The organism is Vibrio sp. G-C-1 (assembly GCF_021728015.1).
GTDB lineage: Bacteria > Pseudomonadota > Gammaproteobacteria > Enterobacterales > Vibrionaceae > Vibrio > Vibrio splendidus.
Window position 1 is genome coordinate 16,597 of record NZ_JAKKCR010000003.1, and the last position, 16,492, is coordinate 33,088.

A 16,492-nucleotide genomic window follows, 5' to 3' on the forward strand; every position below is an offset into this window, starting at 1 on the left:
AATGTGAGGAAGGTATCGAATTGAGAGGCTGTTAATTAAACTTGGAAATTAAGTTAATTATCAATTAGAAAGGTAATAATTGTTCGGCAACTAATATTGATAGATAGGTTATTCATCTAACGATAATACCCAAACCAAAGATGCGAGCGGCTTTAATTCGATATTAAAAGTACCAAGGCCCTTTTCAACGGTGAAATTTTGTCGTTGAATACCTTCAATATGTTCATCTAACAAGTAACTGTCATCAGCGATTGTGAGCGTTCGTATAAGACCATTTGGAACGGTTAGGTGAATATTCTCTGTGACATGTTGGCTGAAATTCGCAGTAACTATTGTCACCTCTTGGTCGTCATAGCGCAGAAATGCGTAAACGGAATCACTCAAGTTATTGCTCTGGTGTAAGTCTCGATATTCACCAGTCATTGAAGAGTGCTCAAGCGAAAAGTTCATTACTTTTTGATAGAAGTGACGTAGCTGCTTTTCGTTGTCGTCTAATAATCCGCCATCGAATGCACCATGATTCATCCATTTTTGGTGTTGTGGGACTCCGACGTAATCGAATATAGAGGTACGAGAGGGCTGTCCAAACCCTGCGTTTTCCGCTCCAGGTTCACCAAGTTCTTGTCCAAAATAGATCATGGTTGGTGAACTGCTCAATAACGCACTGACTAGCATTGCAGGTTTCGCGATATTTGGATTGCCAACAAACTCGGGAGAAGCGATGCGTTGCTCATCGTGATTGTCTAAGAAGTGCAGCATGTGGTGTTCAATATCCATCATCTGATGTTGGATTTCGGGGATGATAGCCGTTGAAGCCTTGCCTTGCATGATGTCTTTTAGACCGTCATAAAGATCAACCTTATCGTACAGGTAGTCCATTTTTCCTAAGTGGATATAGTCGCGATATAAGTCCGGTTGGTACACCTCAGCCATTAAAAAGGCATTTTGGTTTTTTATCTTTATAGATGAATTAAGGTAGCTCCAAAACTCGACAGGCACCATTTCAGCCATGTCGTACCGGAACCCATCAACGCCTTTGTCTAACCAGAACAAGGCGATGTCTCGGAATTTCACCCAAGAGCTAGGCACAGCAGCCGATTCCCAGAAATGATGATGCTCTCGGTAATCTCGCTGGGCATAGTCACTCGGTAGTTCAGGGAAGTCTTTTGAACCGTCTGGTCGCACGCCATAATTGATTTTCGCCGTTTCATACCAATCATCGAAACTAGGCTTGGCTAAACGAGAGCCGTTACCCGTCCATTTGGCGGGCGTCTCTATAAACGGGGAGCTTAGGTTAGGGTGCTGTTCACCACCAAGCGGGGTAAAGGCTGGCTCTATATCTGGCAGTTCAAAGGTGCTGTTGGGGATGTAGTAGAAGTTATTGTCTCTGTGGTATTCCAGTGTAGTGTCATCTTGAGCGCCGAAGTCACTGACGCCTTGTGGGTTGTTTAAGCCTTGATAATGACGCGCAACGTGATTCGGTACGATATCGATGATCACTTTTAAACCGTTGTCGTGGCTTCTTTTTATCAATGCCTCAAACTCTTCTAACCGATGGTCAGGATTATTGGCGAGGTCCGGATTGACGGAGTAGTAATCTTTAACTGCATAAGGGGAGCCTGCTCGGCCTTTTACCACGCTTGGGTGATCGTCTGAAATCCCGATGTGCTTGTAATCATTGATGACGGAGTGATGTGGCACTCCGGTATACCAAATATGAGTCATTCCGAGCTTTTGAATTTCAGACAGCGCTTTATCGGTAAAATCACTGAACTTACCGACGCCATTTTGTTCGATTGTGCCCCATGGAACATGTTGGGTGTTCTTATTACCAAATAAACGCGTAAAAACTTGGTAGATGGCGTACTTTTGGTTGTACATATTTATAATTCCTTTAACTTCCATCATGTTATGTAGGGATGAATGGGCTTGTTTATTCTTTGCAGGCTAACCGAATTACAATATGCCTTACTCATCCTTATCAAAATCTACAGGGCGTAATTGCTACAGTATGTGAGCTGTTACCCAAAAGGAGTTGATGTTGTCTTCATCTATTCAAATCGTTATCACTTATCTTGTTCTGGTAGCGGTATCTGTGTTGTTTGCGGAAAGTTCTAAAGCGCTGTTGGTGTGGTATTTGGTTATCGGTGTGGTGACGTTTTTTGTGTATGCGAAGGACAAGCGAGCAGCGATCAATGGCAATTGGCGTGTGCCAGAGAAAACCCTGCATACTTTTTCTATTGCTGGTGGCTGGTTAGGGGCGTTGATAGCTCAAGAGAAGTTGCGTCATAAAACGCAGAAGCAGCCGTTCAGATCTATCTATTGGCTGACAGTGGTAATTAATGTAGCGGCGTTTGCGTGGACGTTAACCCCAAGCGGGCAGGCAACATTTGGGCGTTGGCTTAGCGAGGTTATTGGATACTTGTAATGATATTGATGGCTAGTAATCACTTACTAACCATCATAGAGAAGCTATCTGGTTACAACATCGGAATCGTTGAGGCTAGAAGTAAGCCTGCCATACCGTAGTTGAAGCTCTTGATGCGTACTGGTGTTGTTAACCAGTGTTGCAGTTGTTTGCCTGCTGCCGTCCAGAATGTGACTGACGGTAAGTTCGCTAGCGTGAAGATACCTGCGATGATCGCAAGCTCCCACCATGAACTGCCGCTGCTATACACTGAGAATGCAGTCAGCGCCATTGACCAACCTTTAGGGTTTACCCATTGAAAACTTGCTGCGCCGATGAAGGTCATTGGCTTATAAGCCTCGCTGCTTTTGGCTTTGCCGCTCAATGCTATCTTAATCGCAAGGTACACGAGGTAAGCAAGGCTTAGGTATTTCAAGATTTGGTGCGTCACAGGGTATGCGTTGAAAACGCCCATCAAGCCGAAACCAACCAGCAGTAACATGGCTGCAAACCCCAGAGCAATACCAAGCATGTGCGGAATAGTGCGGGCGAAGCCAACATTTGCTCCTGATGTCATGAGCATGATGTTATTTGGACCCGGCGTGAAGGTCGAGACAAACGCAAATAAGGCAAGTGCGCTAAGTTGTTCTAAAGGCATTATGGTTCTCCAGCAAAAAAATGAACGAAGTGACTGACCGGTCATGACTTCCACGTGTTGAGAAACATAGTAGGTGGAAAATGAGGCAATTATGTGCTTTTATTTCATCTATTATCACTTAATGCACAATAATAAGTAGTTATGGATAGATTTGACGAAAGGATATTGCAAGAGCTTAAATTGGACGGCAGAATCTCCAACATTGAGCTTTCAGAACGGATTGGCTTGTCGGCTTCTGCGACCTTAAGGCGAGTACAGGATCTCGAGCGCAAAGGGGTCATTCAAGGTTACCGAGCGGTTCTGGATAATGGGCTGATGGGGGTCGGTTTTATTGCTTATGTTTCGATTGGTTTATCAAGCCACAGCAAAGCGGCTCAGCTGGAGTTTGAACAGCATGTCAGTATGGAAAAAGAGGTAGTGGAGTGCCACAACATTACCGGTGCCAACGAGTACTTGCTAAGGGTAGAAACCAAAGATCTACCGGGCTATAAGAAGTTTCATGCCGATGTGCTTGGGGAATGTGCTCAGGTGCAATCTATTACGACTATGGTTGTGATGGATACCCCTAAAGACGAACGCTAGTCGAGTTTTATTTCAGGAGAGGCGTAGTGCCAAATACCAATCAGTTGTTATTGTTCTTAGATGTGGTTCAACAAGGGTCGTTTACCAAAGCGGCAACCTTGCATGATATGGACAATTCATCGCTCTCTAAACAGATCAAAAAGCTCGAGCAAGATTTAGGTGTTCAGCTGCTTAACCGTTCGACACGCTCGTTTTCGTTGACGTCGGCAGGGGAAGATATTCTCGCACAAACCTATGTGTTGAAAGACACCATCAATCAGATTCAAGGCATTGCAGATTCATACCAGTCTGAACCCAAAGGTGTGCTACGAATTACCTCACCGATCTATTTTGGTCAGCAATATCTTCAACCTATCATCACTCAATTCATGAGAAAGTATCCGGATGTTCAGATTGTGCTGTCACTGGACGACAAGATCGCCAACATCATTGCAGGGCAGTTTGATATCGCGTTTCGCTTCAGTAAGCTCGTTGAATCGAATTTGATTGCCAAGAAGATTGCCGACAGTAACTTTATGTTGGTCGCCTCGAACGACTTTGTGAAGCAGCACGGTGAACCGAAAACGCCACAAGATTTGCTCGCTCTACCTGCTGTGATTTATACCAATGGCGATATGACGGTCGATCATTTACGTATCAGTGAAGAGCCGCATGGCAACACTTTCCAAAGCCTGACGATTCGCGGTAACTATAAGGTGAGTGATGTTCGTACCATGGTGTCTTGTGTGAAAGATGGTCTAGGTTATGGCTTCCTTGATCAATCAAACCTGTATGCCTCAATGAAAGAGCTTGGCTTGGTGACTTTGCTTCCGGATTATCCGATCTCTACGATTGATACTGCAATCTACGCTGTGTATCCGCACCGTAAACAGACCAAACTGGTCAAAGAGTTCATTACCACGGTTCAAGACTATATCGGCTCTCCGACGATTTGGGAGAAGATGCAGCAAGACTAGCTGGATCTCTAATCGTTCAAACATAAAAAAGGAGCCAGAACGTCGAACGATCTGGCTCCTTTTTATTCCTCTGGCTATAGCTGATTTACAATGTAAAGCTTAGCTATAGCTGACGTGAATGGCTCTTGTGCACTAATGTCTATCAATGCTCATGAATCACTTCTTTACCACTTGGGTAGGCTTTGGAACCCAGCACATCACCGTCGACTTCTTTACCATAATAACCTTGGTGGTTGTGGTAACGCTTGGCATTACCTGCAACATCACCCTTGTATCGTGGGTCTTGTGGGCGTTCATGACTGTTCACAAATGCGGCTACATCCCATGCATCCTGAATTGAAAGCTGTTGGCTCTTTCCAAGCGGCATGTTTTCGTAGATGAAGTAAGCTGCTGTATTTACACGGTGCATACCTGCGCCCCAGTTGAACGAATTCTCGCCCCAAAGAGGTGGTAGGTATGAGCGGCCATCAGCCCCTTTAATGCCTTCACCATTTTGACCATGGCAGGTTTGGCAGCTGGTTTGGTAAACCTTTTCGCCACGCGCTATCGATGGCTCTTGTTCAGGGTTTGCAATCTTAGGGTAGCCACGGCCGGCCAGTTTACTGCGGTCATCGATTGGGTATTTGCTTAACAGCTCTTCAGGGAGAGGGAAGCTTTCCGCTTTACCACCGACTTGTAAGTCAGCATCGCTGATCTCAGGAACGGGTGTATCTTGCATGCCGTTCTTGTCTAAGATGCCGCCCATCGCCAGCCAGTATGAATAAGCCGTTAGTGCGACCATCTCTTTTGAACCCTCAGCCGGTGGCAGACCATTCATTGAGTAGGTGAAGCAACCTTGGATACGCTCTGCGTAGCTGTTTACTTTGTCGTTCTTGGAACGATACGCAGGGTAGGCCATGTACGCACCCCAAAGAGGTGCTGCGTTAGGCTTCATGCCCGCTTGCATGTGACAGTTTACACAGTTTTGTTCATTGCCTACGAACGTACCACGCATCTGTTGTGAATCGACAAACAGCGAATAACCCAATTTTACTTTGTCGCCAAATTCCCCAGCAGGGATATCAACCAAGTCTCGTGGCACCAGATATTTGTTATCTTGAGGCTTCTCAACGGCTGGCAGTTCGGTTTGGCGATCGGGCAACTCAGCTTCGGCATAAGCGATTCCAGAGGCAAGGGTTGCGGTAATTAAAAGTAATGTTTTCATGCGAGCCCTTTAGTATCGGAAAGAGGCGAAGTAGTAAGACAGGTTTTTGATCTCATCGTCGGTCAACTTACCGGCGATGTTGCCCATCATGTTCAAATCATCACCCTTACGAGTGCCATTTTTCCAAGCGTTGAGCTGAGTTTGAATGTAGTCGGCATGCTGGCTTGCTAGGCGCGGGAATTTGTCTACGCCCATACCGCTTGGCCCATGACAGGTTGCACAGGCTGGAATGTTTCTATCCCAATCGCCTTGGAATACAAGTTTACGATAGGGGTTATCGATATCAGCCTGTGAGCCGCGCTGCTCTAAATCGGTAAATTCGTATGAAGGCAGTGATGCAAAGTATTCTGCGACCTCACGACGAACAGCGGGATCAGATACACCGTCAGCCATTCCCTTCATGATCGCGCTTTGACGTTCACCACTTGAGAACAGAACCAGTTGATGTTCTAGATAGTCAGCATTGAGCCCTGCAAGCATAGGGGCAATGTTGGGCATGCCTTTACCGTCGGCTTGATGGCAGCCACTACAAGTTTCTGCGGCTTCTGGCATTGGATTGGGTGCTGCTTGTGCAAAAGCGGATAAAGAAAGGCTTCCTAGAGCAGCGATGCAAAGCGTTAGAGTTTGAGTTTTAATTGTCAGCTTAGTCATGAGGCGTCGCTATTGGTTGTAATGCACGCATTTTCGACATAATTGGTTGTTCGCGCTATTGTGGATTTCCACATTAATTCACTTGGAACTTGAGGTGAGTCTCACATTAATAACCTCAATCACCATAATGGTATTGATGTGAACTTCTATAGGTTGATCCAACTGCCGTTTATGAAATGCAAGGGAACTGCCATGTTCGCCTCGGTATAACTGCTTGTTAAGGCTCTTTTATGGCACCGATTGTATAAGCATAGCTGCTTTATGGATGCGGGCTAAAAAAGTTGTGGTGAAATGAAGATTACCTAATGGCTTTGGGCTGATTACTCTATCTAGAGCGGATGCTTTATCTAGATTGGGTACTTTATGTAGATTGGATGTTTTATCCAAATAGGGTGTTTTTTTAGATCAAGGGGACGAAAAAGCAGAGCAATCTCGAATGACGAAGTTGCCCTGTTGTGTTCTCATCTGCAGATCAGATAAGGAAGTGTTTTGACTCTGTGCCTAAGTTATAGCTTACTGAGTTTAAGCTAGACCTTGTAGATCTTAGCCGGAAGCGCTTGTCTGGCTGCTGCGCCCACAACCCAATCCAACATCACGCCTTTGCCTTCTCTCGTCGGATCAATCAAGCCAATATCATTGATGTTAACGCCATCGTTCGACTTCATTTTTACTGGTTGTTGTGTGTCACCGATCCAGTGGGCACGCTCACCGAGCTCTTTATGACCAAAGCCGTGTTCAAAGCCTAATGTTCCCGGTTTGATGCCATCAATCACCATCGCCAACGCATGTGTGGTTGAGCTCGGCGTTTCAATAGCAAACACGTCACCGGTTTTGATACCGGCAGAAGAAGCATCTTGCGGGTGGATGTAAACCGGATTTACCCCCTTGATGGATTCCAAGCGTGGTGACAAGTTAGACACCGCACTGTGAATGTTGGACTTAAAGTTGGTCAGAGTAAATGGCCACTCTTTGGTCGGGAACTGCTCTGCCAAAGGTGTGCCGTCTGCAAGTTTTTGTGGATACCATGTCGGGCAACCCATGTACTGCTCACCACTGATGGTGTTGCGAGAGGTACCGAGCTTTTCATTCCAAATAGCCAGTGGTTTGGTCCATTTGTACTTCATGGTTTCATTGGTGTAGGCATTGGTGGCGTCTTCAAAACGACCGCCACGAGCAAAGATATACGCTACTTTGAGCATCTCTTCTGGCTTAAGCGTTTTGTTCATTACAGGTATAAGGCGCTCTAGACCAGACCAAACGATATCTTCGGCGTCTACATTCGGCACACCACCTTTTACGAACGCCAAGTTAGCAGCCGAGCGCAGGTAGAAATCTTCAGCGCTATGAATACCGTGCCAGTTGCCTTGATGGTCTTTGATTACGTTGTCTCCGAAGCCACCTAATCCCAGTGTTTTTGCTAGATCAATAAAGAAGTTCTCTAGGTTGATGGCACGTCCGTCTTGAGTGCGTGAGGTTTTAGGCTCAACAATCGGCCAGCGAGCGGTGATCGCTTTAGTCGCGACGCCATGCCAAGGTGTTGCCATGCCCCAGCTTTCGTAGGTCACTGTGTCTGGCACGAGGTAATCCGATAATGCTGTGGTTTCATTGATGAAGGCATCGATAGAGATGATCAAGCCAAGCTGTTTTGGATCCTTAAGCTTTTCACCCAGCAAGTTGTCTAAACCCGGAACACCATAAAGTGGGTTCGCCATGTGGTTGATCCACGCTTTTGCGCGATATGGGTAGCCATCAATCGCAGCTGATAAATGCTCGGTTAACAGCGGCGCAGAGATTGGGTACCACGGAGCGCGTGTTGGGTAAGGTGATTCACCGGCCGCAACACGACGTTTGTATTCGCTGGTCTTTTGATACGGGAATTTGCTGCGAGACAAGAACACACCTTGAGGCTTAGTCTTACCCTTGAACTTGGTAAAGTCGTAACGTGGGCCAGCAACCGAAGTTGGGTAGCCGCCCGCTTTCGCCATCGCCCCGCCTTTTGCGTTGATGTTACCGATCAGCGCGTTCAGCATCAGAATAGAAAATGAGTTGTAGAAGCCGTTGGTGTGCATGTTGCCACCGTGAGTATCGACGACTGCTTTTGTACCGTAGCTGGTGAAGCGTTTCGCCAGCGCAATAATTTGATCTTCAGGGATGTCGCACTGCTCACTGTAGTAAGCAAGGTCATATTTGAAGGCTTCTTCCTTCAATCTTTGTAGAGAAGACTTAACACGAACGGTTTGACCATCGATTTCTACGTCTTGATCAACGAACAGAGCCGCTTCATTCACCTGAATATGCGATGATATGAGTGACGTTGTCACATCTAGGGCAATAAATCCGTCATCGTCAGACATCGGTTCGCCTGTTTCTAGCAATCCAATATCCGATGCACGGAGCATACGTCCATTTTGTGGGTGTGTTTCGTCACTGATCACAAGGTGTGAAGCATTACACCAATGCGTGGTGCCTGCTTTTTGCATCGCTTGTGCGCTTGGGCGAGACAAGAAATCGTGATTGTAGCGCTGGTTTTCGATGATCCATTGGATCATGCCCAGGACTAATGCTGAATCAGTGCCCGGTTTGATCGGTAGCCAGTTGTTACGATCGCCCGCCGCAAGGCTTGATGATCCTGCTGGAAGGCTTGGAGTCACAATGGTGTAGCTCAGTTTTCCATTAGTACGAGCTTCAGCCAGTTGTCTTGCTTGACGCTTGAACGGGTTACCCGCTTGAGCCGGAGACATACCGATGAAAAGAATGAACTCTGCGTTGTTGAAGTCTGGTTTTAAGTGCGAGAACTTGTCTAAATCATTCATGATCGCGCCTGAACCTGCGCGGAATGCGTAGCCACAGTAAGAGCCGTGATGACCAAAGTTGCGTGTGCCGTAGCTGTTAAATGCAAAGCGCTTCAAGATATCGTCACGGCCTTCATTTCCGGCATTGGTCACAAGCAGTTGGTTGGCTTTTGGTCCGTATTCCGGATTGTTCGGATCAAGTGGTGTTTCGATGTCGCGAATCGATCGCAAACCTTCAACTTCGCCTTCACCGAACAAGTCACCACCTTCGGTGATCTCAGAGATAAGTTGCTCGTAGCTGATCGGTTCCCACTTACCTTCACCTCGTTTACCAACACGTTTTAACGGTTGACTGATTCGGTATGGGCTGTTTTGAATCTCTAACATGCCATTACCACGGGCGCAGGCTGTCGAGCGATTATTGATACCTGATTCACCAGACAAGCCAATGTAGGCGTCTTTTACCGGTGTTTTGAATGGGATCTGTTGGTCACTTGATAGTGGGTGATACGGGTTGCCCGAGATACGTAAGATCTCGTCATTGCGATTATCGATACGTACACGCAAGCCACACAGTGTCCAACAACCAAAACACATTGAGGGTGCCACGCGTTGGTTTGGATTCGGCGAGATCTTACCTTGCTCATCGACACTGTATTCCGTCTCTAACGAATTACCGTGATGGATGTGATTGGTTTTCTTACCTGCGGTGCCATCGGTAGCACCGTGAACCATGTGCTTTGTGGTTGTCGCATAACCTGCGGCAAAAGCTCCAACACCACCGGCAGCAAGGCCTGTTTTCAAAAATTGACGACGTTTGTTATCCATGATGATTCCTCAGACTACAAGCTATGTGAGCGGTTAAGTGGTGAAGGTGTATTTTGGTTTGGCTTCGATGTTGTCTTTGGTGCAGAGCCAGTTGTTCTTGTCGATCCAGCAGACACGATTTCAGAGGCGAACAACGCAAGTGCTAACCAAAGACCACACATACCAACAATGCCGAGTAATCCTGCGCTACCCATCGGCAGTTCATAAGGGAATGGGCCAACATCGAAACGTGGAATGGTTTGAACTTCCATCATGGTGACCCAACGTACCGCCCATGCAGAAACTATGGTCGCAAGCGCAACACAGATAATTCCTAGCTTACTTTGCGATAGGCGTTGCAGTGGTAGAACCAAGATCATGCACAGCAAAATGCTGGTGGTCATGATGCCTAAATTGATGCCCCAAGCGTCGTTCTCATACAGGCTGAAGTGACCATGGTTAGATGCCCAAATCGACGTAAGAATGATGGCAAGGCCACCCGTTAAGGTAATGGTTCTTTGTACTAGAGCGAGGTCTGTTGGTTTTAAGCTTGGCTTGTTTGAAGGCAGTAGAGCCCAAATCAACAACGTTAATCCCGTAGCAGCAAAGAATGCGGTCGTAAACCAAAGCAGCGGAGAAGCCGGTTGATGCCAAAGCGGTCGGCTCGCCAAAATCGCAATCTCTGCGCCTGTGTAAAGCGCGATGCTTAGGCCCGAAATAGCCGTCACAGCAGCGAGCGCAATCATCAGCTTTGATGATATTTGCCATTGACCTAGCGTCAGCCAAGCCAAACGTTTTAGAAGTGGGTTTTCACTCTCTTTCAGTTGTGCGATGTCATCACGCAGGTAAACCCATGCGGTTGCGACAGCCAGACCAGAGAACAAAGGTAGAAACAGAGAGCCCAATGACATCCATGACCAAGGTGTGATGTGAGCATAGAAATGCCACGCACGTCCGGGTTGATGCAAGTCACCAGTAAGCGCTAATGGCCCAACAATCGCACCGATGGCCATCACAAGCACAAGGGCAGAACGAAATTGGTGGCTGGTTGAGTTCTTAAATATCAGTGCAATCAAAAACAAAATAGCGGCCGCGTAAGCCGAACCTATGTAGAAGAAATATTGAACCGCCCACGGTAGCCAAGCGATCTCTTGAGCGGGGACTAACACCTCAGTGATATTCATGCTGTCTCTCCTTTTTTGCTTTGTGTCGCGATTGCCAATTCTTGTTGGCTAGAGGATGAGTTATCTATGGCGGCTGGATCATAAATCGCAGGTTGGCCTTCAATGTGGCTAACGAATCGCTCGTTCATGCCGATATAGAAAACATGGGGGTTGGTATTCTGCTCTGGCTTAAGCACCTTGATGTCGTCTTGGTTTTCATTGAGCAGACGGTTGATCTCGCTGTTTGGATCTTTAAGGTCGCCAATGACACGCGCGCCACCGACACAGGTTTCTACACAAGCAGGCAGTAAGCCGTCTTCAAGGCGGTGTGCACAGAAAGTACATTTGTCAGCGGTAAGGGTGTAGTTATTAATGAAGCGAGCATCGTAAGGGCAAGCTTGAACACAATAAGCACAGGCTACGCAGCGTTCGTTGTCGACCATCACTATCCCATCTTCACGCTGGAAGGTCGCTTGAACAGGACAAACCTTGATGCAGGGAGCGTTGTCACAGTGATTACAGAGGCGAGGTAACATGAATGATTTCAAGTCTTGTTGAGCCGTCGAACCATCATCAAGGGAGACTTCATACTGTTTTACGGTGGTTCGGAACTGGCCAATTGGTGCTTGGTTTTCAACGCTACAGCCAACAGTGCACGCCTGACAGCCAACGCACTTACGTAAATCAATCGCCATGGCGTAGCGTTTGCCTATTTCGCCTTTGCGGTCAGGTTGGTTGTTATTGCGAATGGCTGTGCTTGCGACTGCGGTGTTGATTCCGGCAATGGGAATGAGCGCAGCACCAGCGGAAACCTTGCCGAATTGGCTGAGAAACCGTCTTTTCAATGAGTCCATGGAGGTACCTATAAATGGGTATTCGATCTGTTGGGCTCATTGTCAGATTTTGGGCGTACGCGGGGTATTGTGGATTTCCACATACCCAGATCAAAGTTGATCTAGAACAAATGTGGTTTTCGCTATCTAGCTGTTATGCTTTGTTTTAGGGGCTTATTTAGGGCGCTCAAGCATGAGCTAAGCGCGAAACACGCCGCTGACATAAAATGAATCGAGAATAAATTGAATAAACAGTCCGTTTGGAGAAAGAGATTTCAGTGACAGTCAGAAACCTAATGACAATCGTTGGCCTTTGTTGGTTGAGCCTAATCGCAGGCGCGTGTTTAGCGGCTCAATCGGAGCAAGAGATTGCAACGACAAGCACTGTTGAGTCTGAGCAAATCATAGAAGTTGGCGTGTTGGCGACTCGAGGCAAGCATTCCGCACAGCAGCGTTGGCAGCCGACAATGGATTGGTTGTCGGAGCGCATTCCCGGAAAACACTTTGTTCTTAAGCCTTTCAACTTGGAAGAGATGGCCGAAGCGGTAAAAGATGTGACTGTTGATTTTGTTATCACCAACCCCGGTCAGGCGGTTCGATTAGGACGCCAGTATGCGCTTTCTTGGATGGCAACCATGACCAGTCATAACTTTGAAGCTCAAGGCACCAGTAATACACGCAGCATTGGTTCCGCCTTGGTGGTGAGAAGAATGTCGCCTTATATCTCTCTCGAACAACTTAGCGGTAAGCCGATTGCGGCAGTCTCTGAAAATGCTTTTGGTGGTTACCTCACTATGCGTTACCAAGTGATGCAACAAGGGCTCAACCCCAATCACTTTTTCTCTAATACTCAGTTCTTAGGTTTCCCTATTGATGCTAGCTTGTATCAACTGCGTGAAGGGCACATTGAAGCTGCGGTGGTGCCTGCGTGTTTGGTCGAGAGCATGATCAGCGAAGGTTTGCTGGTGGCGGGTCAATATCGTGTTATCGAGAATCAAGCACCAGAAGGGTTCCGATGTCAGGTGTCTACACCTTTGTACCCTAACTGGTCGTTTGCCAAAACAGAGCGAGCGTCTTCGGCACTGGCGAAACAAATGAGTCAGGTGTTATTTGCTATGCCAAAAAGCAGTGCGCCAGCCATTGCAGCGAATGCATCGGGCTGGACGTCACCGACAAGCCTGCTGTCGATCGATAAGCTATATCAACAACTCGACATGCATCCACTGCAACAACCTTGGTGGAAAGAAGCGTTAATCTGGCTCAAGTACAATCAACAGTGGGCATGGGCGTTCTTTATTCTCGTGGTGTCTCTGAATGCTTACCACTTCTGGCTAGAATACAAATTCAGTCGCAGCAAAAAGCAACTAGAAGCGACGCTGTACAAGCTGAAAAGTAAGAGTGAACAGCTAGAGCACTCACAACGTATCGCGGTAGTTGGTGAACTGGGAAGTAGCTTGGCACACGAGATTAATCAGCCTTTGGCAGCTATTCGGAATTATAGCGAAGGTGGTTTACTGCGGATTTCGAAGAACAAACCGCTGACTGACATAGAGCCTGTATTTGAGAAGATCCAGTCTCAAGTGGACCGTGCTGATGCGATCATCCAGCGCTTAAGAAACATGATCAAAAAACGCTCATCAGATAAATCTCAAACTGATATAGAAGTGCTTCTTACAGATACCATCGAGCTACTGCAATTTCGATTAGAGAAACACAAGATAACCATTGAACGTTATGTCGTGGGTAAACCTATCACGCTACATGTTGACTCTGTCGGATTGCAGCAGGTGGTTGTAAATTTGATCAACAATGCGACGGACGCGTGTAATGCTCAGATGCATCGCGAACAAAGCGCTACGTCTGATATTGGTAACAAAAACAACGAACCATCGACAATTAAAGTGATTACCGAGTATCAACCGGATAAAATGATACTGTCGGTTATCGATAACGGCACCGGTTTAGATTTTACCGAGCAACAAGTCACTCAAGCCTTTGTGAGTAGCAAAGAAAACGGCTTGGGGTTAGGGCTTGCGATTTGCCAAGATGTGATTGAAGACCACAGTGGCAAAATGAGCATCACTTCACTGACTCCTCATGGTTGTCATGTCGCGGTGACACTGCCTTCCTTTATTTCAAATGACTCATAAGGAATCTTGTTATGCCTGAACTTCATCAAACGTTGCCGGTCTATGTGGTTGATGACGATGAGTCGATGCGTGACTCATTGGTGTTCTTATTGGAAGAGCACGATTTCAAGGTGACAGCTTATGAAGATGGCCCGAGCTTTTTGGGTGCAGTGGATCTGAGTGTTCCAGGATGCGTGGTATTGGATAGTAGAATGCCCGAAATGAGAGGGCAGCAAGTTCATGAGTTGATGGTGAAGGCGCAGAGCCCACTGTCGGTGATCTATCTGACGGGTCACGGTGATGTACCAATGGCGGTCGAGGCATTGCAAGCCGGTGCGGTGAACTTCTTTCAAAAGCCAGTTAAAGGCAGTGAGTTAGCTGAGGCAATCAAACAAGGTTTGGATGCTTCTGAAAAGCATTTACACATGAATGTTTATCGCCAAGCGTATGCGTCGTTAACTGAGCGAGAAATCGATATTCTTAAGCAGATTATCGACGGCAAACGTAACCAGAAAATTGCCGATGAATTGTGTATCGCGATGAGAACGGTAGAAGTACACCGAGCGAGTTTAATGAAGAAATTTTCTGCTAAAACGGTTGCTGAACTGGCTTACATATACGGCCAACTGAACTAACTACAGCGACATGAAATTGCTATAGGTATTCATCAATTTCGTTGTCGTTTTTTAAGATTATTTTGCTCAATGGTGGTCTTCATTATCGAACTCTATTGAAGCAAGATCACACCATTTATGGAGTGCATAAGGATAGGTCTAAGTAGACTTTTTATCGCTATGTATTCCTGAGATACTGAACTGAGTTCATTTTAGGGCAGAACGTTTTAATAACGGCGCTTTTCCCTGTAATTAGAAACATTCACTATGGGTTGATCGCTTTCCCGATATCGGGGCTAGTATCAGCCGAGTTAGGTTAAAATATTTTATGAGTACAATGGGAATCGCAATTGGTGCGACGGCTCTTTCGTTAATACTTGTCGCCGTGTGGCTGATCTCTTTATCGCTAAGAAAGCAGCGCTTGGAACAAGAACGTAAGGCTCGTGCTGTCGCTTATCGAAAAGCGATTGAAAAAGCGCGCATACAAGAGCAAAAAGAGCGTCACTTCAAAGCCGAAACGGGGCATGTTCCGTCGATTCTGTATTTGGCAAAAGAAGCTGAACGTAACAATATTAAGGAAGCTCTGTATTGGTACGACAAAGCGGCGCAACTCGATAATATCAATGGCATGTACGGCATTGTGCGCCTAAGCATGAAGCGTAAAGAAGACCTGATTTTAAGAGAGAAAGCCAACTTTTGGCAGCTTGCGATATCCGCATTGGACAATGACGTGTCTGCGAAATTTGAGATGGGCAAAGCGCTCGTCTTTGGTCGCGGAACCGATAAGAACATCCCTAAGGGTTATACCTATATTGAAGAGTCTGCGGCTGGTGGTAATACTGAAGCGATGCTGTTCATCGGTGACTGGTGTCTAGATAAAGAAAACCCAGACTACTCTGCCGAAAGCTCTGTCGAGTGGTACCAAAAGGCCGCGGAAAAGAATAGCTTAGACGGCAAGATCAAGCTCGGTATGAGTTATTTGAACGGTGTGGGTGTTGAGCCTAACCATGGTGAGGCTGTTTACTGGTTTGAGACGGCCGCAGAAAAGAACAGTGCAGAAGCCATGTTTAGAGCAGGTGAAGCTTGGATTGACCATGGTGAACACGGCAACGCTATCGCTTATATTTGGCTATTTCTATCGGCTCATTTTGGTTACTCAGAAGCCAAGCATTTGAGGGATAAAGTCGGCGGGGAACTTGGTGTGGATGCTGTCGTGGGCTTACAGGCTCTGACTAAACCGATAATGACTAAGCTGACACAAGAAGCAATCACTAAGCACTCAATCATTAAGGCGCTCAACAAGCTCTACAAACGCAATGTCCCTGTCCCTAAGAAGGTTAAAGAAGCGTCCGATGAAGAAGGTGAGGAGTTAAACGTCGATGGGAGTCATTTAGAGACCAAAGCGTCGAGTGAGCAAGGTTCTAACGTCGATTACAGCCAGCAGGCGACGCCAAACCATGATAGCGGTGCTGCGAATCAAGGGTCATCCAGCGATCAAGCAACGCATAACAAAGAAGCAAGCCCTAACTCTCTAGACTTCAGTCAGGCAACAGTGGATCCAAGCTGGAAAAGCAACCACTAAAACGTGTTGGTTAGCTTTGATGAGTTAGACAAGAATGACTAAAGCTATAAAGCTATAAATCTATATAGCTTCTAACCGTAATCTAGAAAACCAAGACAACAAAAAAGGGAAGCG

General features: G+C 46.6%; 13 protein-coding genes. 6 read left to right on the forward strand and 7 right to left on the reverse strand.

Annotated features, from left to right (window positions below; genetic code table 11):
* Positions 1–108 precede the first annotated feature (108 nt).
* The gene (locus L3V36_RS05535; RefSeq protein WP_208774612.1) at positions 109–1,881 is read right to left on the reverse strand and encodes an alpha-amylase family protein; all 1,773 of its coding nucleotides are present in this window, start codon (positions 1,879–1,881) and stop codon (positions 109–111) included.
* A 157-nt stretch (positions 1,882–2,038) separates the two neighbouring features.
* Between L3V36_RS05535 and L3V36_RS05540 the strand changes: the two genes are divergently transcribed.
* Positions 2,039–2,428, forward strand: coding sequence for a DUF1294 domain-containing protein (locus L3V36_RS05540; RefSeq protein ID WP_102462175.1), 390 nt, complete (start codon positions 2,039–2,041; stop codon positions 2,426–2,428).
* Positions 2,429–2,480: 52 nt separating this feature from the next.
* On the opposite strand, the gene L3V36_RS05545 is transcribed toward L3V36_RS05540, so the two are convergent.
* Entirely contained in the window at positions 2,481–3,065 is a 585-nt protein-coding gene (locus L3V36_RS05545) for a LysE family translocator (RefSeq protein WP_004732137.1), read from the reverse strand.
* A 141-nt stretch (positions 3,066–3,206) separates the two neighbouring features.
* On the opposite strand from L3V36_RS05545, the gene L3V36_RS05550 reads away from it, so the two are divergent.
* Positions 3,207–3,647 (forward strand): Lrp/AsnC family transcriptional regulator, encoded by a 441-nt coding sequence (locus tag L3V36_RS05550; RefSeq protein ID WP_017090339.1) that lies wholly within the window; start codon positions 3,207–3,209, stop codon positions 3,645–3,647.
* A gap of 26 nt (positions 3,648–3,673) precedes the next feature.
* Complete coding sequence (locus L3V36_RS05555; protein WP_017090338.1) at positions 3,674–4,603, forward strand: LysR family transcriptional regulator; 930 nt, start codon at positions 3,674–3,676, stop codon at positions 4,601–4,603.
* Between the two features lie 142 nt (positions 4,604–4,745).
* Here the strand turns inward: L3V36_RS05555 and L3V36_RS05560 are convergent, their stop codons facing one another.
* The 5 genes from L3V36_RS05560 to dsrO all read right to left on the reverse strand — a co-directional run bounded on the left by L3V36_RS05560 (position 4,746) and on the right by dsrO (position 12,074).
* On the reverse strand, positions 4,746–5,807 hold the full coding sequence (locus L3V36_RS05560; RefSeq protein ID WP_017090337.1) for a c-type cytochrome: 1,062 nt from the start codon (positions 5,805–5,807) through the stop codon (positions 4,746–4,748).
* 9 nt (positions 5,808–5,816) lie between these two features.
* Entirely contained in the window at positions 5,817–6,458 is a 642-nt protein-coding gene (locus L3V36_RS05565; RefSeq protein ID WP_017064226.1) for a c-type cytochrome, read from the reverse strand.
* Between the two features lie 527 nt (positions 6,459–6,985).
* Positions 6,986–10,078 (reverse strand): tetrathionate reductase subunit A, encoded by a 3,093-nt coding sequence (locus tag L3V36_RS05570; protein ID WP_208774613.1) that lies wholly within the window; start codon positions 10,076–10,078, stop codon positions 6,986–6,988.
* A gap of 14 nt (positions 10,079–10,092) precedes the next feature.
* A complete protein-coding gene (gene nrfD / locus L3V36_RS05575; RefSeq protein WP_208774615.1) occupies positions 10,093–11,241 on the reverse strand; it encodes an NrfD/PsrC family molybdoenzyme membrane anchor subunit in 1,149 nt (382 codons plus the stop codon).
* Positions 11,238–12,074, reverse strand: coding sequence for a sulfate reduction electron transfer complex DsrMKJOP subunit DsrO (gene dsrO, locus L3V36_RS05580; RefSeq protein WP_208774617.1), 837 nt, complete (start codon positions 12,072–12,074; stop codon positions 11,238–11,240). The genes nrfD and dsrO overlap by 4 nt, the downstream gene beginning before the upstream one ends.
* Positions 12,075–12,331: 257 nt before the next feature.
* Here dsrO and L3V36_RS05585 point away from each other — a divergent pair, with 257 nt between their 5' ends.
* The 3 genes from L3V36_RS05585 (at position 12,332) to L3V36_RS05595 (ending at position 16,378) form a co-directional block, all read left to right on the forward strand.
* Positions 12,332–14,203: a sensor histidine kinase gene (locus L3V36_RS05585; RefSeq protein WP_208774618.1), complete on the forward strand. Its 1,872-nt coding sequence runs from the start codon at positions 12,332–12,334 to the stop codon at positions 14,201–14,203.
* Between the two features lie 11 nt (positions 14,204–14,214).
* Positions 14,215–14,817, forward strand: a complete 603-nt coding sequence (locus L3V36_RS05590; RefSeq protein WP_108151820.1) for a response regulator — start codon at positions 14,215–14,217, stop codon at positions 14,815–14,817.
* Positions 14,818–15,133: 316 nt separating this feature from the next.
* Positions 15,134–16,378, forward strand: coding sequence for a tetratricopeptide repeat protein (locus L3V36_RS05595; protein WP_208774752.1), 1,245 nt, complete (start codon positions 15,134–15,136; stop codon positions 16,376–16,378).
* The last annotated feature ends 114 nt before the right edge of the window (positions 16,379–16,492 follow it).